Raw genomic sequence first — 20,104 nt, forward strand, 5'->3', positions numbered from 1 at the left:
GCGGATAGAATTTTTCTTAATTCTTCTATTTCAAATAATAAATTTTCAGACAAATAAATTTGATCAGGATTTAAATCATTTAATAATTGAAGCCAAAATTTAGATTCTTTAGCTTCTTTCCTCGCAATTTTAAGACGAAATAAAAAATCCTTATCTCCTAATTTTTCATTTGCTTCAATATAATTTGCTCCAACAGATCCTGATGATCTTATTAGTTGCTTTCCGTCTTCAATATTAGATGTGGTTTTTGATAAAGTTCGGATGTAAATTCTACATTCTTTAGCAAATAGAAAAGTTCTTTCTTCTAGATTATATGGTTTACTCATAAATAAAACTACAATTTTTTATGAGTTAAATATAAATAAAGAAAACAAAAAAATAAGTTTTTTCTTTCTTTATCGCTTTAAAATTTAAATTCTGAGTTAGCTATTAGATTGGAATTTAACTTCTAAGAGAATTGGAATTTGGAATTTAAAACTTGGAATCTAACCTTTTCAAGTTTGGAATTTGGAATTTAAAAAATTGGAATTTCTAAATTAAAGGTACATTTCTACCAATCCTTCAGGCAGGTTCATAATTACCTTTTTATTCTCACGATCAATTTTTACAAGAAAATGATCAATCATTGGAATTAAAATTTCTACTTCACCATTTAAAACCTCAAAAAGGGGTTGTGCTGAAGAATCATTAATGGAAGTAATTTTCCCGAAAACGCCTAAACGCTGATCTTCGATTTCAAAACCAATAACTTCGTGAAAATAGAATTTGTTACCGGAAAGTTTTGGCAACATTGTTAAAGGAAGATAGACCGCATTTCCAACTAAGGTATCTGCTTCTTCTTCGGTGTTTACATCTTCAAAACGAACCCTAAGAAAGTCGTTTTTGTGTATAGAACTTGTTTCAATAAAAAAAGGAACCAGGTGTTTGTTGTGATCAACAAACACTGATTCCAGATTTTCGTATAACTCAGGCTCATCTGTATCTAAATAGATCAGGACTTCACCTTTGAAACTAAATTTTTTAGCGATTTTACCTAAATAAAAACATTCTTCTTTACGCATTATCGCTAAGTAAAATTATGCTTCAGTTGTTTCGTTATTCTCTTCAGCTGCAGGAGCTTCTTCAGTTGCTTCAGCAACTTCTTCAGCAGCAACTTCTTCAGTTGCAGATGCAGCAGCGATAGCATCAGCTTCAGCTTGTGCAGCAGCAGCTAAACGCTTAGCGTTAACTTCTTGTTCAGCTTTAAAAGCTTTAGCTTTAACATCAGCTTGTGCTTTTGTTAAACCTTCTTTCTTAGCATCAACTTTTCCAGCTTTAGCTTCTAACCAAGCAGCTAATTTAGCATCAGCTTGTTCTTGAGTTAAAGCTCCTTTACGGATACCTCCATCAAGGTGGTGTTTCAATAAAGCACCTTTGTAAGAAAGAATTGCTCTCGCAGTATCAGTTGGTTGTGCACCATTGTGTAACCATTTAACTGCGCTATCAAGGTTTAAGTCGATAGTTGCCGGGTTAGTGTTTGGATTGTAAGTACCGATTTTCTCTAAGTATTTACCATCTCTTTTTGAGCGTGCATCTGCAGCTACAACCCAGTAAAAAGGTTTTCCTTTTTTACCGTGTCTTTGTAATCTAATTTTTACTGACATAATCGTATGATTAAATTTTGAGGTACTCGACCCCTGTTAATTAAGGGCGCAAAGATATAATTTTTTTACGAATTATCCGTTTCAAAAAAAATTAAATATATTTAAGACAATTTTTTAGCCGTTTTTTGACTTTAAAATTTAAATATTTACCTCATAATGCGATACTTTTGCATTCAATTCATCTTAAAGCTATGAAAAAATATTTTTACTTTTTATCTTTTTTGGTTCTGCTTACATCTTGCACTGATGATGTAAAATTTAATAATCCCGCATTTCAAACCTTAAAAGACAATGTCTTTTGGAGAGCTCAAAATCATGAAGCTTACATTTCAGGTAACGGCAATGTAATAATAGAAGGATATTTAGGGTATGAAAAAATAACTTTAACAATAGCTTCTCCGGCTGTTGGTACTTATGTTCTGGGGGCCGATGATATTTCTAAAGGATCTTACACAAATGATTTACCCGGACAGGAAACAGAATTTTCAACAGGGGAAGGCAAAGGAAATGGACAGATTATAATTACGGAGTATAATGCTGAAAATAAAACAATTTCGGGTACATTCAAATTCACCGCAATAAACCTGAATGAAGATGATACGAAAAATTCAAAAGTAAGCTTTACAGAAGGTGTTTTTTATAAAGTTCCTGTTACTCAAACGGATATTTTCGAAAATTAATCTATTTTTCAAATTATTTTTTTGTAAAATCAGTGTTTCCAAATCAAAATAAAAACATAAATAAACTAATATATAGTAGATTAGAGAAAAATAAGACTACATTTGTGAGATTATTATAAATAAGTACATATGAACATTTTTGTTGGAAGCCTTCCATTTAGTATTGAGGAAGCAGATTTAAGAGAGTCTTTCGAGGCTTACGGAGCAGTTGATTCAGTTAAAATTATCACTGATAAATTTACTGGAAGAAGCAAAGGTTTTGGTTTTGTTGAGATGCCAAACGATGCGGAAGCTCAAAAAGCAATTGATGAATTGAACGGAGCTACTGTTCAAGGTCGTGCAATTGTGGTTAATAAATCTGAACCGAAACCAGAAGGTGAAAGAAGAAGCTTCAATAATAACAGCCGTGGTGGAGATTCACGCGGAGGTTATGGTGGAGGAAACCGTGGTGGAAATGACCGTGGTGGTAACAGAGGAGGATATTAATATTTTTTTCTAAATATATAAAAGGGATCAACTTTCGTTGATCCCTTTTTTTATTCAGGTTTTATTTGTTTCAAGTTTCAGGTTTCAAGTTCGAACAACCTGAAACCTGAAACAAAATAAACTATAAGTTAGCTACAAGCCAGTCTCCAACTTCGCTTGTTTTGTATGCTTTTGCTCCTTTTACGGCTAAATCCTCTGTAACAACTCCTTGTTCTAAAGATTTGTTTACAACTGCACGAATAGCTTCAGCTTCAGCTTTTAATCCAAAAGCATCTTCAAACATCATGGCTGCAGATAAAATAGTTGCCAATGGATTTGCAATATTTAATCCGGTTGCCTGAGGATAAGATCCGTGGATTGGTTCATATAATGAAGTATGCTCTCCAACAGAAGCAGATGGCATTAATCCCATTGAACCTGAAATTACAGAAGCTTCATCAGTTAAAATATCTCCGAATAAATTCTCTGTAATTAATACGTCATAAGAATTTGGCCACTGAACCAAACGCATGGCTACAGCATCCACAAATTCATAAGAAACCGTAACTTCTGGATAATCTTTTTCCATTGCCTGAACTGTTTCTCTCCATAAACGAGAAGTTTCCAAAACGTTTGCTTTGTCAACGCAACATAATTTTTTGCTTCTTGTCATGGCAAGTTCAAAACCTTTTTTAGCTAAACGTTGCACTTCTGCACGTGTGTAAACGCAGTTGTCAAAAGCAGTTTCTCCACCGTCTTTTCTTCCTTTTTCTCCAAAGTAAATTCCGCCTGTTAATTCTCTTAAGAAAACTAAATCAGTTCCTTCGATTCTTTCTCTTTTTAAAGGAGAATTATCAATTAAAGAAGGGAATGTAAATGTTGGACGAACGTTTGCAAATAAACCTAATTTTTTACGCATCAATAATAAACCCTGCTCAGGACGAACTGGTGCACTTGGATCATTATCATATTTTGGGTGACCGATTGCTCCAAATAAAACAGCGTCAGCTTTCATACAAACTTCGTGTGTTTCATCAGGATAAGGAACTCCAACGGCATCAATTGCGCATGCTCCTGTAAGAGCTGGTGTCCAGGTTATTTCGTGGTTAAATTTTTTTGCAATAGCATCAGATACTTTTACAGCTTCATTAATTACTTCTGGTCCGATTCCGTCTCCGGCTAAAAGGGCTATGTTTAATTTCATTCTATATTTTTTAAGGTTCTAAGGTTCTGAGTTTCTAAGTTTCTAAGGTTTTTTCTTAGTGGCTTAGTATTTATTTTTTTAAGATTCTAATGTTCTGAGTTGCTAAGGTTCTAAGGTTTTTTCTTAGTGGCTTAGTATCTTAGCAACTTAGTACCTTAAGCTATTACATTCAACATTTTTTGCGTTGCAATAATTGCTGCAACGGTTTGATCTGAATCTAATCCTCTTGTTTTAAATTCTTTTTCGTTGTTGACCCATGTGATAATGGTTTCGCACAACGCATCAGAACTACTTCCGGGAGGGATTCTAACGGCATAATCAATTAATTTTGGAAGCGTTAATTTTTTGCTTTTGTAAATCTTTGATAAAGCATTCATAAAAGCATCAAACTGACCGTCGCCCTGCGCATTTTCTTCGATGATTTCATCTCCAAATTTTAAGCACAAAGTCGTAGACGGGCGCATTCCTTTTGAGTGAACTAATATATAGGACTCGATTTTTATTTTTTCCTCGTAAGTATGACTGTCCAAAACATCTGAAATAATGTATGGAAGATCTTCCTTCGTCACCGTTTCTTTTTTATCGCCCAGTTCGATAATTCTTTGAGTAACCAATTTCAAGTCTTCCTGATTCAATTTTAAACCTAATTCCTGAAGATTTTTTTCGATATTGGCTTTTCCTGAAGTTTTTCCTAGCGCATATTTTCTTTTTCTTCCAAAGCGTTCCGGAAGCAAATCATTAAAATACAAGTTGTTTTTGTTATCTCCGTCTGCGTGGATTCCGGCAGTTTGTGTAAAAACATTATCGCCGACAATTGGTTTATTTGCAGGAATTCTGTACCCGGTAAAAGTCTCAACCAATTTGCTTACAGAATATAAAGAAGTTTCTTTGATGTTGATGCTAACTTCCGGCAAATAATCGTTTATAACGGCAACAGTACTTTCAAGTGGTGCATTTCCTGCTCGTTCACCCATTCCGTTTACAGTAACGTGAAGTCCGTTTATGCCTGCTTTTACAGCTTCCATAACATTAGCAACACTTAAGTCGTAATCGTTATGTGCGTGAAAATCAAAATGAATTTGCGGATATTTAGTCCTGATTTTTGAAATAAATTCAAAAGCTAAAGATGGAATTAAAACACCTAAAGTATCCGGAAGTAAAATTCTTTTGATAGGTTGTGTTGCCAGAAAATCCAGAAATTGAAAAACATAATCCGGAGAATTTCGCATTCCGTTGCTCCAGTCTTCAAGATAAACATTGGTTTCTATATTATTCTCTTTCGCTAAAGCAATAATCTGTGCGATTTCAGAAAAATGTTGTTCCGGCGTTTTCTTTAATTGATGTGTCAGGTGATTCATTGAACCTTTGGTCAATAAATTCTGCACTTTGGCACCGGCTTTTTTCATCCATTCAATAGAAACACCTCCATCTACAAATGAAAGCACTTCGATACGATCAATATATCCTCGCTCCTCGGCCCAGGAAGTAATCCCTTTTACGGCTTGAAATTCTCCTTCGCTTACACGCGCTGAAGCAATTTCGATTCTATCAATATTTAATTCCTCCAACAATAATTGTGCAATGGTCAGTTTTTCTGCAGCAGAAAAAGATACTCCCGAGGTTTGTTCACCATCGCGGAGCGTCGTATCCATTATTTCAATTTTTCTTTTTTCCATATTGATAATCTAGTTTCTAACTGTTTGTATGCAACAGATAAACATATTCTAATTTTTGACGCTGATTTTACGGATTCGCTATCGCGAAAACACGGATAGTATAGATGTTATCTTCTTCAATAAAGATCCGTTTTAATCAGTGTTCTAACTTTATGCGTTAGAATAGGATTTCATCCACTGGTTAATTTCTAAAATGAAATTATTTTTTTTCTTTTATCTAATTTAGAAAGACCCGACAGGTTTTTAAAAACCTGTCGGGTCTAAATAGATTGAACAAGATTTTTTAGTACGGAAGTTTATCGGCGAAAGCCACAATATCTTCTTTAATATTTTGTAAGTAATCAATGTCATCAAAGCCATTAATCATATTGTTCTTTTTGTATCCGTTAATCGCAAAAGATTCTTGTTGACCTGTTGCTAATAAAGTAATCGTTTGGTTTGGTAAGTTGATTTCTAATTCTGTTTTAGGATCAGCTTCAATTGCTTTAAAAATAGTATCAGCAAATTCAGGGCTAACCTGAACCGGTAAAACGCCAATATTTAAACAGTTTCCTTTGAAGATATCGGCAAAGAAACTGGAAACTACAGCTCTGAAACCGTAATCGTAAACTGCCCACGCAGCGTGCTCTCTTGAAGATCCGGAACCGAAGTTTTTTCCTCCAACAAGAATTTTTCCAGAATAAGTTGCATCGTTTAAAACGAAATCAGCTTTTGGAGTATCGTCTCCGTTATATCTCCAGTCTCTAAAAAGATTGTCTCCAAAACCTTCACGTTTTGTAGCTTTTAAGAAACGAGCCGGGATAATTTGATCTGTATCAACGTTTTCAATTGGCAGCGGTACTGCACTGCTGGTAAGTATATTAAATTTATCGTATGCCATTTTTTATTTTGCTTTAGGCTGTAGGCAATAGGCTTTAAGCTTTTTGCACAGCGTTTATTTTTGTATTGAATTTTTTAGCTTAAAGCCTATTGCTTAAAGCTTACAGCAGGAATTAAAATAATTCTCTCGGGTCAGTCAATTTTCCTGTAACAGCAGCAGCAGCGGCCATAATCGGACTTGCCAATAATGTTCTTGAACCAGGGCCCTGACGACCTTCAAAGTTTCTGTTTGAAGTACTTACCGCGTATTTTCCGGCAGGAACTTTATCATCGTTCATGGCTAAACAAGCAGAACAACCCGGCTGACGTAATACAAAACCGGCTTCGGTCAAAATGTCCAAAATTCCTTCTTCTTTGATTTGAGCTTCAACAACGTGAGATCCGGGAACTAACCAGGCAGTAACATTATCTGCTTTTTTTCTTCCTTTTACAATTTCAGCGAAAGCCCTAAAATCTTCGATACGACCATTTGTACAACTTCCTAGGAAAACGTAATCAATTGGTTTTCCAATCATCACATCATCTTCATGGAATCCCATGTAAGCTAGAGATTTCTTGTAGGTTTCCTCACCACCTTCAACCTGGTTGGCGTTCGGAATATGTTTTGAGATACCAATTCCCATTCCAGGGTTAGTACCATAAGTAATCATTGGTTCAATATCTGAAGCTTTGATGTTTAATTCAGCATCAAAAACAGCATCAGCATCGGTTTTTAAAGTTTTCCAATATTCAACAGCTTTGGTCCAGGCTTCACCTTTTGGAGCGTATAATCTTCCTTCAAGGAAATCGAAAGTAGTCTGGTCAGGAGCAATCATTCCTCCACGGGCACCCATTTCGATGCTTAAATTACAAACCGTCATACGGCCTTCCATAGTCATGTTTTCAAAAACATCTCCGGCGTATTCAACAAAATATCCTGTTCCTCCAGAAGTAGTCAATTGCGCAATAATATAAAGTGCGACGTCTTTTGGTCCAACACCTTTGCTTAATTGACCGTTTACGTTGATACGCATTTTCTTTGGTTTAGGCTGCATAATACATTGAGTAGAAAGCACCATTTCCACCTCAGACGTTCCGATACCAAAAGCAATGGCTCCAAAAGCACCGTGAGTAGACGTATGTGAATCTCCACAAACAATAGTAGCACCTGGCAAAGTAATTCCGTTTTCAGGACCCACTACGTGCACAATACCATTTTTAATGTGACCTAGTCCCCAGTGTGAGATTCCGTATTCGTTAGCGTTATCTTCAAGAGCCTGAAGCTGATTAGCTGATAACGGATCCTGAACTGGTAGATGTTGGTTTATGGTTGGTGTATTGTGGTCTGCAGTTGCAAAAGTACGCTCCGGGTATAAAACCTTAACGCCTCTGGCTTTTAATCCTAAAAAAGCGACAGGACTCGTAACTTCATGAATGAAATGGCGATCAATAAAAAACACATCTGGCCCATCTTCAATTTTACGCACAACATGTGAATCCCATACTTTGTCAAATAATGTCTTACTCATTTTTATTTATTTTTAATTGTAATTTCTATAACTACAGCAAATTCCTGTTCATTATAATAGCAAAACAAAAGTAAAAAAAGATGTAAAAGCGTCAATTTCAATATTTCATTATATACGATACCCAAACTAAATTACAAATTGCCAATTGGCTTTTGTGAATAGAAATTTGGCAGAAAAATGATTTAAAAACTGATTTTCTTTTTCTTTTTTTCTTTTAATTTTCCCTGATTGTTTTTTGTTTTAATAGTTTGCAAATTTATCTATAAATCGCTATAAAATAGAAGATTTAATTTGAAAATATGTAACAAATTGAATAAAAATAGTAATAATTATCAGTTTTGATTTCTTTTTAAACTTGCTCTTTTTTGATTTTTTAAAGCCTGAAAAGTCTTTTTAGAATGATTCTATGTCTTCAAAAAAACACCACAATACTACGACATCCAAGAAGTGTATTTTTATGTTTTTTTTGAAATTCAAGATGGAAATGTAACTCTTGGGGAGGATTTTTTTATGATTTTTTATCGTTTATCCGGGCATGAAGTTTACCTGATAAAAAGATTTAGAAACTTAATTCAATGCGTTTTTGAATTCCAAAGGAGTCAGGCTTGTTTTCTTTTTAAATAGTTTGCTGAAAGACTGAGGATACTCAAAACCCAGCTGATAAGCAATTTCGGCAACAGATAAATTAGTGGTAATCAGGAAATCCTTTGATTTTTCAATAAGTTTTGAATGAATGTGCTGTTGTGCATTTTGTCCGGTTAAATTCCGAAGCATGTCACTTAAATAATGACTGGAAACATTAATTTGTGAAGCAAGAAAATCTACTGTAGGCAAACCTCTTTTTAAGGTTTCGGCATTATTTAGATAATTGTCGAGAGTTTCTTCTACTTTCAATAATAAATCACTGCTGATTGTTTTTCGGGTAATGAACTGGCGTTTGTAAAAACGATTGCTGTAATTTAGCAAAACATCAATATAAGAAACAATTACATCCTGGCTCATTTCGTCTATAGCATTATGAAGTTCATTATCTATGCTTTTTAATAATCCTGTAATGATTGTTTTTTCGCTATCCGAAAGATGCAGCGCTTCACTGGTATCGTAGGAGAAGAAACCGTATTTTTTGATGTTTTTCCCTAAAGGATAATTTCGGATAAAATCCGGATGGAAAAACAGCGTATAACCAAAATATTCTGCTCCTTCTTCATTATCTGTAAAAATCAACTGATTAGGTGAAGTAAACATTAAACCGCCCTCGTTAAAATCATAATAACCCTGACCATAGCCCATTTTTCCATTGGTCGAATACTTATAAGATATCTTATAGAAATCGAGCAAAAAAGCATTATTTGTTAAACTGGCATCTATAACCAGACTGGTATTGTCAATCAAAGTTATCATCGGATGAAGCGGTTTTGACAGCTTAAACAAACTGTGAAATTGCGATATAGAGGAAATTTTTGACGGATTGTTGTTTTTCTTTTCCATGATATAAATGTATAAAAAAATGAAAACTTATACCGCACAGATTATCAAAACCTGAGCGGTATAAGTAATAAATTATGCTCCCAAAAATTGTTTGCCAAATGCAGTGCGAAAAACTTCGTCACCTTGTTCCAGTCTTTGCTGGTAAAGTGCTTTTGCATCTTCTCCAGCTACATATCTCAATTTGGTTTTTCCGTCTGTTGCAGCTTCGTAGACAACATCTGCAATTTGTTCCGGAGTCGATGCCATTTCAAACATCACATCTACATTTTCAAACATTTTGTTTGCCATTGCTTCGTATTCAGGTTTAACACCAGTATCAAGTGAGCCATGAAGAAATTCTGTTTTGATACCGCCCGGAGAAACCGTTTTAATATGTATTCCAAACGGATTTAATTCATAAGCCATGCTTTCGCTCCAGCCCTCTAATCCCCATTTTGTTGCGTGATAAACAGATCCTAAAGGAAAAGAAATCAATCCGCCAATAGAAGTAGTTGAGATAAACAAACCGCTTCTTTTTTCTCTGAAATACGGGATAAAAGCATTGGTAACACGAATAGTTCCCAATAAATTAGTATTTAACTGTTTTGTGATTTGATCATCGTTAAAACTTTCTAAAGGCCCAATTAATCCATATCCGGCATTATTAAAAACGATATCAATATCGCTTAATGCAAGAGCTTTTTCAACAGTGCTTTGTATTTGGTCATAATTCGTAACGTCCAATGGTAAAAGCGTTACATTTTTTAATTGAGAAAGTTCAGTTTCCTTTTCCGGAGTTCTCATTGTTGCGATTACGTTCCATCCTTTTTCGTGGAATAATTTTGCGGTAGCTTTTCCTAAACCTGATGATGCGCCTGTGATAAAAATTGTTTTCATGATTATTATTTTTTAATTGTTATAATTTGATGAAGCAAAGTTCAGGATACAGTGCAGCTTAAAAGTGCTCATTTTGGTCTAATGAGTATCCAAAATGGATAATCAATTTTTTTAAGATAAAAAGAACAAAATTCAGCTGTTTTTGCGTTTAGAAAATTAAGATGTTAATTATGCTTTTGTTGATAACTTCGTTTTTCATTCGCTTAAAAAAAAGCGTAAATTTGACTTCCTTCCATTTTTCATTTCGCATTTTGTTATGTTTCATGTTGTCAATGTTTTGCAATATGTAAGATTTGGAATTTGGAACTTAAAATTTGACTTTTAAAACTCTATGTATTTAATATTCGATACCGAAACAACCGGATTACCAAAACGCTGGGATGCTCCAATAACCGATTCTGACAACTGGCCCCGCTGTATTCAGATTGCTTGGCAGCTTCATGATGAAATGGGGCAGCTAATTGAGCATCAGGATTATTTGGTAAAACCAGACGGATTTAATATTCCGTATGATGCCGAGCGTATTCACGGAATTTCGACAGAATTGGCTGAGGCCGATGGAATTTCGCTGGCTGAAGTTTTGGAGAAATTCAATATCGCTTTAAGCAAAACCAAATTTATTGTTGGACAGAATTTAGGTTTTGACGTTAATATTATGGGTGCCGAATTCCATAGAATGGGAGTAGATTCTCAGATGAGTTCTATGCCTGTTCTGGATACATGTACCGAAGTTACCGCTTCATTATTACAGCTTCCCGGAGGTCGTGGAGGAAAATTTAAACTTCCAACGTTAACAGAATTACACGAATATCTTTTTAATAAACCTTTCGCGGAAGCGCACAACGCAACTGCCGACGTTGAGGCTACTACACGTTGTTTCCTGGAATTGGTCAGAAGAGAAATTTTTACCAAAGAAGAACTGGATGTTCCGAAGGATTATTTCAAAGAATTTCAGGAAAGAAATCCACAGGAATTTCCTTTAATTGGTTTAAAACACATCAATTTAAAAGCGGCTTCTGATAAAATCAGGGAACAGCTTAAAGCTTTACAAACAGATGATAAACAAACTGTTGTTTCAGAATCTGACAAAGCCGATTTCAAAGCAGCAAAATTTGCGCATTTACACAATCATACACAGTTTTCGGTTCTTCAATCGACTATCGGGATTGGAAATATTGTTTCCGCTACAGCCAAAAACGGAATGCCGGCTGTTGCCATGACCGATACCGGAAATATGATGGGAGCTTTCCACTTCGTAAGTGCTGTTATGAATCACAACAAAGCGGCGTCCGGAAAAAATAAAGCTTTAGTGGAAGCTGGCGAAGAGCCAACAGAAACGGAAATAAAACCAATTGTGGGTTGCGAATTCAATATTTGCGAAAACCATTTGGATAAGAGTAAAAAAGACAATGGATATCAGGTTGTGTTGCTGGCTAAAAATAAAGCGGGTTATCACAATCTGGCAAAAATGGCTTCGATTGCTTATACAGAAGGATTTTATTATGTTCCGAGAATTGACAAAAATATTGTTGAAAAATACAAAGAAGATATCATGGTTTTGTCCGGGAATTTATACGGAGAAATTCCGAGCAAAATCCTGAATATTGGTGAGAACCAGGCTGAAGATGCTTTGATTTGGTGGAAAGAACAATTTGGTGATGACTTTTATCTGGAAGTAATGCGCCACAATCAGGAAGACGAAAATCGTGTCAACAAAACCCTGATTGAATTTGCTCAGAAACACAATGTCAAATTAATTGCGACCAACAATACTTATTACTTAAATAAAGAAGATGCCAATGCGCACGATATTTTACTTTGTGTAAAAGACGGTGAAAAGCAGGCCACACCTATTGGACGCGGACGTGGCTATCGTTACGGACTCCCAAATCAGGAATACTATTATAAATCGGAGGCAGAGATGAAAAAACTCTTTGCCGATTTGCCTGAAGCCATTATCAACATTCAGGAAATTATTGATAAGGTCGAAGGATATTCACTTTATCGTGATGTATTGCTTCCGAAGTTTGATATTCCGGAAGAATTCGTTGTTGTTGAAGATGAAGCTGACGGAGGTGTTCGTGGAGAAAATAAATATTTGCGACATCTTACAATGGAAGGTGCCAAAAGAAGATATGGTGAAATTACCGAATCGATTCAGGAACGTTTGGATTTTGAATTATTAACGATTTCGAATTCAGGATATCCGGGTTACTTTTTGATTGTTCAGGATTTCATCGCCGAGGCTAGAAAAATGGACGTATCTGTAGGGCCTGGGCGTGGATCTGCAGCGGGTTCTGCCGTTGCGTATTGTCTCGGAATTACCAATATTGACCCCATTAAATACGATTTACTTTTTGAGCGTTTCCTAAATCCTGACCGTGTATCGATGCCCGATATTGATATCGATTTTGATGACGAGGGTCGTGGACGTGTAATGGATTACGTAATCAATAAATACGGTCAAAAACAGGTGGCGCAGATTATCACGTATGGTAAAATGGCAACCAAATCAGCGATTCGTGATACGGCGCGTGTACTGGATTTACCATTATTTGAAGCCGACAGGATTGCCAAACTGATTCCGGCAATGATGCCTTCAAAATGGAACTTGGCGCGTTTTATCTCCGAAAGTGAAGATGAGGTAAAAAAAGCCCTGCGTTCGGATGAATTTGATAATGTAAAGGAATTAATCGCGATTGCCAATGAAGGTGATTTGGCAGGAGAAACCATTCAGCAGGCAAAAATCCTTGAAGGGTCAATGCGAAATACGGGAATTCATGCCTGTGGTGTAATTATTACGCCATCGGATATTACGAATTTCGTTCCCGTTACCACTGCAAAAGATTCTGATTTATATGTAACACAGTTTGATAACTCGGTTGCAGAAAGTGCCGGATTGTTAAAAATGGACTTCCTGGGTCTGAAGACCCTTACACTGATAAAAGATACCGTAAAACTGGTAAAATACAGAACAGGAATCGAACTTGATCCCGATACTTTTCCGATTGATGATGAAGAAACGTATGCGCTTTTCCAAAGAGGTGAAACCGTTGGAATCTTCCAATACGAGTCGCCCGGGATGCAGAAATACATGAAAGATCTGAAACCAACGGTTTTTGGAGATTTAATTGCCATGAACGCCTTATATCGTCCGGGACCTTTGGAGTATATTCCATCTTTCGTCCGAAGAAAAAATGGTGACGAGGAAATCAAATACGATTTAGATGCCTGTGCCGAATATTTGTCTGAAACTTATGGAATTACCGTTTACCAGGAGCAGGTAATGCTTTTGTCTCAGTCTTTGGCAGGATTTACAAAGGGTGAGGCCGACGTTTTGCGTAAAGCGATGGGTAAAAAACAAAAAGATGTACTGGATAAAATGAAACCGAAGTTTGTTGAACAAGCGGCGCAAAAAGGTCACGATGCCAAGATTCTGGAGAAAATCTGGAAAGACTGGGAAGCTTTTGCGAGTTACGCCTTCAACAAATCGCACTCGACTTGTTATGCGTGGATTGCTTACCAAACCGCTTATTTGAAAGCGCATTATCCTGCCGAATATATGGCAGCGGTACTTTCGAATAATATGAACGATATCAAACAGGTTTCCTTTTTTATGGAAGAATGTAAACGTATGGGATTACAGGTTTTAGGACCAGACGTAAACGAATCCTACTATAAATTTACCGTAAATGATGATTATGCGGTTCGTTTCGGGATGGGAGCTATTAAAGGAGTGGGTTCCGGAGCGGTAGAAACGATTGTAGAAAACAGAAAAGACGGAAGATATAAATCAATTTTTGATTTGGCGAAGCGAATTGATTTGCGTGCTGCCAATAAAAAAGCCATTGAAAATCTGGCACTGGCCGGAGGTTTTGATTCATTCGAAGGAACAACCAGAGCACAATATTTCCATGACGATGGTGACGGAATTACATTTTATGAAAAAGCAATGCGTTACGGATCCAAGTTTCAGGAAAACGAAAACTCTTCTCAGGTAAGTTTATTTGGAGAAACCAGCGAAGTTCAGATTGCAGAACCTGTTGTGCCCCCGTGTGAAGACTGGAGTACAATGGAAAAACTGGCTAAAGAAAAAGAAGTTGTCGGGATTTATATTTCAGGACACCCTTTGGATGATTTTAGATTTGAAATGAAATACTTCTGTAATGCCCGATTAGAAGCTTTAAAAAGCATGGAATTATACGTAGGTAAAAATCTGAATTTTGCCGGGATTATTAATAACGTACAGCACCGTGTAGCTAAAAATGGAAAAGGCTGGGCGGTATTTAATTTAGAAGGATATGACGAGAGTTTTGAATTTAAAATTTTTGGTGAAGAATACCTGAAATTTCGCCATTTCCTGATTCAGAATAATTTTGCCTTCCTGAAAATTTTAATAAAAGATGGCTGGGTAAATCATGATACAGGTAAAAAATCGGAACCAAGAATGCAGTTTGTGGAAATCAGACAATTGCAGGATATTTTGGAAGCATTCGCTAAAAAGCTTATTTTGTTATTGAACATCAAAGATTTGCAGGCAGAGTTTATTCATAAATTAAGCCATTTGTTTAACGAGAACAAAGGAGATAATTCGGTGACTTTTGAAATCATGGAATTAGAAAAGATAAAACGACTGGTTGAGGTAGAAACGCCAACAGATTTTGAAGAAGCTGAAGAAGTTTTTGAAGAAGAAAATGACAATGAAGATGTTGTTCAGGAAACCAAAATTCAGGAAGTAAATGAAGTAGAAGAAATTAAAGTGGTGACTAAACTGACCATGCCCAGCAGGCGCTTAAAAGTGAAGATTTCCGCTGAATTACTACAGGAATTAGAGAAAATGCAGATTAACTTTAAACTGAACTAAAAAATTAACAGTTAAAATTTAGTAGAATGCATTTTTATTGTGTTAAAATTATGCACGCATAATAGTTTTTTAGTAATATTGCCTGAAATTACAACGATTTCGTACCAAGTCTAACAAACCAAACCTAAAGATTATGTTAAAATAATCTAAGTTTGTATAAATTAATTAAATCAGAATTATGAAAAAGAACCTATTTTTATTAGGATTATTAGTTTGCTCAATGACCGCTATGGCGCAAACTGAAACGGCAAATAAACCAGAAAGCTGGTACTTCAAATTAGGAGGGTCTTACTTCAACCAAACTGCTTCAACTGAATTTCCTGAAGTAGGAGGACAAGCACCAAATAGAGATGTGTATGCAGGAACTTTAACAAATAATAAATTAGTTTCAAGAGAAAGTATAACTGGTTCTTTTGGACAAGGATTTAGAAGTGGAATTACTGCAGGATATCGTTTTTCTACACGTATAGGAGTAGAGTTGTCTGCAAATTATTACATTAGTAATAGTAAGACAATGGCAGAAACTACAGACAGACTTTATGGATATAATCCGGCTACAACTGTTGCTACATATATTAGCTTTGCAGCTGATGGACAAATCAAAGCTTTTGATTTAGCTCCTGCAGTTGTAATGTTTTTAGGTGAAGCACATGGTTTTGAACCTTATACTAAAGTGGGTGTAATTGTACCAATTCATGGAACTTTAGATATCAAAACAAATAGAGAGCTTGTATCTTATGTAGGGAACAATGTTGTAAATACTACTAATATTTATTCTAAAGATGTAGTGAAACCAAATCCAACAATTGGATTTATGGCATCATTGGGTACATCTTATAAATTAGGAAAACACATTTCTGCTTTTGCAGAATTAGAGTACCGTAACTTTACAGTTCATGGAAAAACTAAAGAAACTACTGAATATACAGTTAATGGACAAGATGCTTTAGGAACAAGAACAGCTTCACAAATCCATACTAATTATCATAAAAAATTAGATGTAAATTCTAATAATCCTTTATTTAATCCTGATACAACTACAGCAGATACTGCTGATACAACCAGACCAAATGATGCAATGGACGAATTAAGTTCATATGTTGGAATCTCAGGTTTAGGTTTGACTTTAGGTCTTAAATACAGCCTATAATTTTCCAAGAGTTTTTATAGTTTACAAAAAGAGGATATTCGAAAGAATATCCTCTTTTTTTTGAAAATCTTTTATGAGTTGCCTGCAGCTTTAGCTGGTGGTATTGATGATTTGATAAGAAAAAGGCTTTAGCCAAACTAGTAGTTCGATTAAAGCCCTGTAGTTTTTTCTTGAAAATATTCCTCCATCTAAAACAGGAGGCAATTAAATACTATTTTGAAGCTTCTCTAAACTCCTTCAAAACTTCATCAATAACCCAGGTTGTTCTTGAGCCCGAAGTTCCTTTAGAGGGAGAAACTCCTTCACCGAGAAGTTCAGCAATAACAGTTTCTATAAAAGGCTGCTGAATATGAAGCGGATTTTCTATTGTAATACTTTCTTTTTCTCCATTTGCATATTGAATATGAATAGGATCATTTCCAAAAGTAGAGAAGGATATTTTTCCCTTATCGCCCACAATTTCAGCATTGTCGTAGCGTTCAAAACTAGTAAAATTCCATAAACCGGAACCGTGAATCCCGTTTTCAAATAAAAACGACATCGAAACAGAATCTTCTGCCGGATACGCTTTAAGCTGAGAAGTCGCATGTCCGCGAACAGACTTTATCGGACCTAAAACAAAATCCAGAAAATCTAAGGTATGACAGGCCAAATCAACAAAAATTCCGCCTCCGGAAATATGGGGTAAAACTGTCCATGGAAGATTGATTTCATCATCATAACGTGTCTCAAACGGATGATATAAAACGCAATTTACGTGTCGTATCGTTCCGATTTTACCTCCGTCAATTAGTTCTTTTATTTTTAGAAATCTTGGCAGACTTCTTCTGTAATAAGCAACAAATAATGGAACATTATGCTCTTTACAGACACTTATCATTTCGTTACATTCTTCAAAAGTCAATGCCATTGGTTTCTCTACATAAACCGGTTTTCCGGCTTTGGCACACAAAATAGTATATTCTTTATGAGAAGATGGAGGAGTAGCAATGTAAACAGCATCAACTTCCGGATCATTGATTAAATCCTCGGCATTAGAATACCATTTCGGAACGTTATGGCGTTTGGCGTAATCTTCGGCAAGTGCAGCGTCTCTTCTCATTACAGCAACTAAAGCAGAGTTTGGCGCTTTCTGAAATGCAGGTCCGCTTTTGACTTCAGTTACATTACCACAGCCTATAATTCCCCATTTTATAATTTTCATGGTTTAAGTTTTAAGTTTCTCAAATTTAAAAAAGGTTTGCCACGAATTACACTAATTTCCACGAATTATTTCTCCCGCAGATTTTGCAGATCTGTCGACAAAAAAAATCTGCAGAATCTGCAAAATTTGCGGTAGAAAAAAATAAAGCCACGAACTCAAGAATTTAATTAGTGTAAATTCGTGAAATTCGTGGCTAAAAAAACTTTAAAAAATCTTACTTCTTAGGTAAAGCTTTAAAACCCATATTGTAAAGTGTGAAAGCCTGAATATCTACATTTTCCTGAATTGTAGCGGCAACAGATTTTCCTGCTCCGTGTCCGGCTTTTACATCAATTCTTATTAAAACAGGATTATCTCCGGTTTGTTTATCCTGTAATTCTGAAGCGAATTTAAAACTATGAGCAGGGACAACACGATCGTCATGATCTCCGGTTGTTACCATAGTCGCAGGATAGTGAACACCTTTCTTAACATTTTGAACTGGTGAATATCCCTTAAGGTATTCAAACATTTCTTTGCTGTCCTGAGCAGTTCCGTAATCAAAAGCCCATCCTGCACCCGCAGTAAAAGCATTGTAACGTAACATATCCATAACCCCAACAGCCGGCAATGCCACTTTCATTAAATCCGGACGCTGTGTCATTGTTGCACCTACTAATAAACCTCCGTTAGAACCTCCGCGAATGGCTAAGAAATCAGATGAAGTATATTTTTGGGCGATCAGATATTCAGAGGCAGCGATAAAATCGTCAAACACATTTTGCTTTTTCAGCTTTGTTCCTGCATCATGCCATTTTTTTCCGTATTCGCCTCCGCCTCGTAAATTTGCTACAGCGTAAACGCCTCCATTTTCCATCCAAACCGCATTTGAAATACCGAAACCTGGCGTAAGACTTATATTAAATCCACCATATCCATAAAGGATAGTAGGGTTTTTACCGTCTAATTTTATTCCTTTTTTATACGTAATAATCATCGGGATTTTTGTTCCGTCTTTTGAAGTGTAGAAAACCTGTTTTGATTCGTAATCATCACTTTTGAAATCTACCTTTGGCTTCTGATAAACTTCTGATTTGCCCGATTTTGGTTCAAACGAAAAGATAGATCCCGGTGTTGTATAATTTGTAAAAGAGTAATAAAGAATTTTTTCTTCTTTTTTTCCTCCAAACCCTCCGGCAGTTCCAACGGCAGGAAGTTTGATTTCGCGAACCAGTTTTCCGTTATAATCATATTGCAAGACTAACGAAACAGCATCTTTGGTATAATTAGCAAAGAAATACCCGGCTCCGGTTGAAGGTGATAAAACATTTTCGGTTTCTTTTATAAAATCTTTCCAGTTTTCCGGTTTAGGATTTTTTGCATCTACAGAAACAACACGTTTATTAGGTGCGTTTAAATCTGTTTCAATAAATAGTTTGGTTCCCTCATTTTCAATAATAGAATTATCACTGTTGAAGTTATCTACAATGGTAATGATCGGACTATTTGGAGTGCTTAAATCCTTAATATACAATTCGTTTCCGTAAGTTGAATTTGCTGCCGAGATAACCAAAAAACGATCATCCTGCGTAACGTAACCGCCAACATATCTTCTTTTGTCTTCCAGTCCAAAAATAACTTTATCGTCTTTTTGAGAAGTTCCCAGTTTATGGTAATACAATTTATGCTGATCTGTCTTTGCTGATAACTCACTTCCTTTTGGTTTATCATAACTTGAATAGTAAAAACCTTCGTTTTTGAACCATGAAATTCCGCTGAATTTGACATCAACAATAGTGTCTTCTAAAACTTTTTTAGACAAAGCATCAATAATAATAACTTTTCTCCAGTCGCTTCCGCCTTCAGAAATAGAATATGCAGCTTTAGAACCATCTTTAGAAAAATCCAAACTGCCAAGAGAAGTTGTTCCATCTTTAGAAAAAGTGTTTGGATCTAAGAAAATTTCGTCTTTACCACTTTTGTCTTTTCTGTAAATTACAGATTGATTTTGTAAACCATTGTTTTTAGAATAATAAGTAAAATTTCCTTCTTTGGATGGTGCTCCGATTTTCTCGTAATTCCATAATTTTTCCATTCGTTTTTTCAGCTCTTCACGAAACGGAATTTTATCTAAATAACCATACGTAACTTCATTCTGTGCTTTTACCCAGGCTCCCGTTTCAGCAGATTTATCATCTTCAAGCCAACGATAAGGATCATTTACTTTTGTGTCAAAGTAAGTATCAATAGTTTCGGTTTTTTTTGTTTCAGGATACTGAATTTTATTTTGCCCAAATGAAATTCCTGCAGTAGTAATGGCCATTATAAGAATTGTTTTTTTCATAGTTAAGTTTGTCAGTTGTAACAAAAATAGTACTTTTTGTGAGATTGGAGAATATTTAACCGCAAAGTGTACCAGGAGTTACGCAAAGCGCACAAATATTAATCCCGCAAAGTCGCAGAGACGCAAAGTTTTAAAATATCTTTG

The 20,104-nt window shown here is 35.6% G+C and carries 15 protein-coding genes; 4 read left to right on the forward strand and 11 right to left on the reverse strand.

Translation table 11 applies throughout. The features are described 5' to 3' along the window. From DCO46_RS15165 to DCO46_RS15175, 3 genes are all read right to left on the reverse strand, one after another. The coding region (locus DCO46_RS15165) for a four helix bundle protein (protein ID WP_116753356.1) at positions 1-326 on the reverse strand (326 nt) is incomplete at its 3' end. A gap of 210 nt (positions 327-536) precedes the next feature. Continuing rightward, the gene (rimM, locus tag DCO46_RS15170; protein WP_116753357.1) at positions 537-1,061 is read right to left on the reverse strand and encodes a ribosome maturation factor RimM; all 525 of its coding nucleotides are present in this window, start codon (positions 1,059-1,061) and stop codon (positions 537-539) included. 15 nt (positions 1,062-1,076) lie between these two features. Then, positions 1,077-1,643 carry a 30S ribosomal protein S16 gene (locus DCO46_RS15175; RefSeq protein ID WP_116753358.1) on the reverse strand — a complete coding sequence of 189 codons (567 nt, stop codon included), beginning with the start codon at positions 1,641-1,643 and terminating at the stop codon, positions 1,077-1,079. Between the two features lie 191 nt (positions 1,644-1,834). Here DCO46_RS15175 and DCO46_RS15180 point away from each other — a divergent pair, with 191 nt between their 5' ends. After that, a complete protein-coding gene (locus tag DCO46_RS15180; protein WP_116753359.1) occupies positions 1,835-2,323 on the forward strand; it encodes a DUF6252 family protein in 489 nt (162 codons plus the stop codon). Between the two features lie 129 nt (positions 2,324-2,452). Further along, complete coding sequence (locus DCO46_RS15185) at positions 2,453-2,809, forward strand: RNA recognition motif domain-containing protein (RefSeq protein ID WP_035686525.1); 357 nt, start codon at positions 2,453-2,455, stop codon at positions 2,807-2,809. 121 nt (positions 2,810-2,930) lie between these two features. Here the strand turns inward: DCO46_RS15185 and leuB are convergent, their stop codons facing one another. The 6 genes from leuB to DCO46_RS15215 form a co-directional block, all read right to left on the reverse strand. Continuing rightward, positions 2,931-3,992 (reverse strand): 3-isopropylmalate dehydrogenase, encoded by a 1,062-nt coding sequence (gene leuB, locus DCO46_RS15190; protein WP_116753360.1) that lies wholly within the window; start codon positions 3,990-3,992, stop codon positions 2,931-2,933. 155 nt (positions 3,993-4,147) lie between these two features. Beyond that, positions 4,148-5,668: an alpha-isopropylmalate synthase regulatory domain-containing protein gene (locus DCO46_RS15195; RefSeq protein WP_116753361.1), complete on the reverse strand. Its 1,521-nt coding sequence runs from the start codon at positions 5,666-5,668 to the stop codon at positions 4,148-4,150. A gap of 283 nt (positions 5,669-5,951) precedes the next feature. Then, positions 5,952-6,548 (reverse strand): 3-isopropylmalate dehydratase small subunit, encoded by a 597-nt coding sequence (gene leuD, locus DCO46_RS15200; protein WP_116753362.1) that lies wholly within the window; start codon positions 6,546-6,548, stop codon positions 5,952-5,954. Positions 6,549-6,660: 112 nt separating this feature from the next. Next, complete coding sequence (gene leuC, locus DCO46_RS15205; RefSeq protein WP_116753363.1) at positions 6,661-8,055, reverse strand: 3-isopropylmalate dehydratase large subunit; 1,395 nt, start codon at positions 8,053-8,055, stop codon at positions 6,661-6,663. A 567-nt stretch (positions 8,056-8,622) separates the two neighbouring features. Further along, on the reverse strand, positions 8,623-9,543 hold the full coding sequence (locus tag DCO46_RS15210; RefSeq protein WP_116753364.1) for a helix-turn-helix domain-containing protein: 921 nt from the start codon (positions 9,541-9,543) through the stop codon (positions 8,623-8,625). A gap of 72 nt (positions 9,544-9,615) precedes the next feature. Further along, entirely contained in the window at positions 9,616-10,419 is an 804-nt protein-coding gene (locus tag DCO46_RS15215) for an SDR family oxidoreductase (protein WP_116753365.1), read from the reverse strand. Positions 10,420-10,750: 331 nt separating this feature from the next. Between DCO46_RS15215 and dnaE the strand changes: the two genes are divergently transcribed. Both dnaE and DCO46_RS15225 read left to right on the forward strand, forming a co-directional pair. Continuing rightward, positions 10,751-15,283, forward strand: a complete 4,533-nt coding sequence (gene dnaE, locus DCO46_RS15220) for a DNA polymerase III subunit alpha (RefSeq protein WP_116753366.1) — start codon at positions 10,751-10,753, stop codon at positions 15,281-15,283. Positions 15,284-15,461: 178 nt separating this feature from the next. Then, on the forward strand, positions 15,462-16,433 hold the full coding sequence (locus DCO46_RS15225) for an outer membrane beta-barrel protein (protein ID WP_116753367.1): 972 nt from the start codon (positions 15,462-15,464) through the stop codon (positions 16,431-16,433). Positions 16,434-16,644: 211 nt separating this feature from the next. Here DCO46_RS15225 and DCO46_RS15230 read toward each other — a convergent pair whose 3' ends face one another. Then, positions 16,645-17,637, reverse strand: coding sequence for a Gfo/Idh/MocA family protein (locus DCO46_RS15230; protein WP_116753368.1), 993 nt, complete (start codon positions 17,635-17,637; stop codon positions 16,645-16,647). A 214-nt stretch (positions 17,638-17,851) separates the two neighbouring features. Beyond that, entirely contained in the window at positions 17,852-19,960 is a 2,109-nt protein-coding gene (locus DCO46_RS15235; protein WP_116753369.1) for a prolyl oligopeptidase family serine peptidase, read from the reverse strand. Between the last annotated feature and the right edge of the window lie 144 nt (positions 19,961-20,104).

The sequence above is a fragment of the Flavobacterium sp. HTF genome (assembly GCF_003105115.1).
GTDB lineage: Bacteria > Bacteroidota > Bacteroidia > Flavobacteriales > Flavobacteriaceae > Flavobacterium.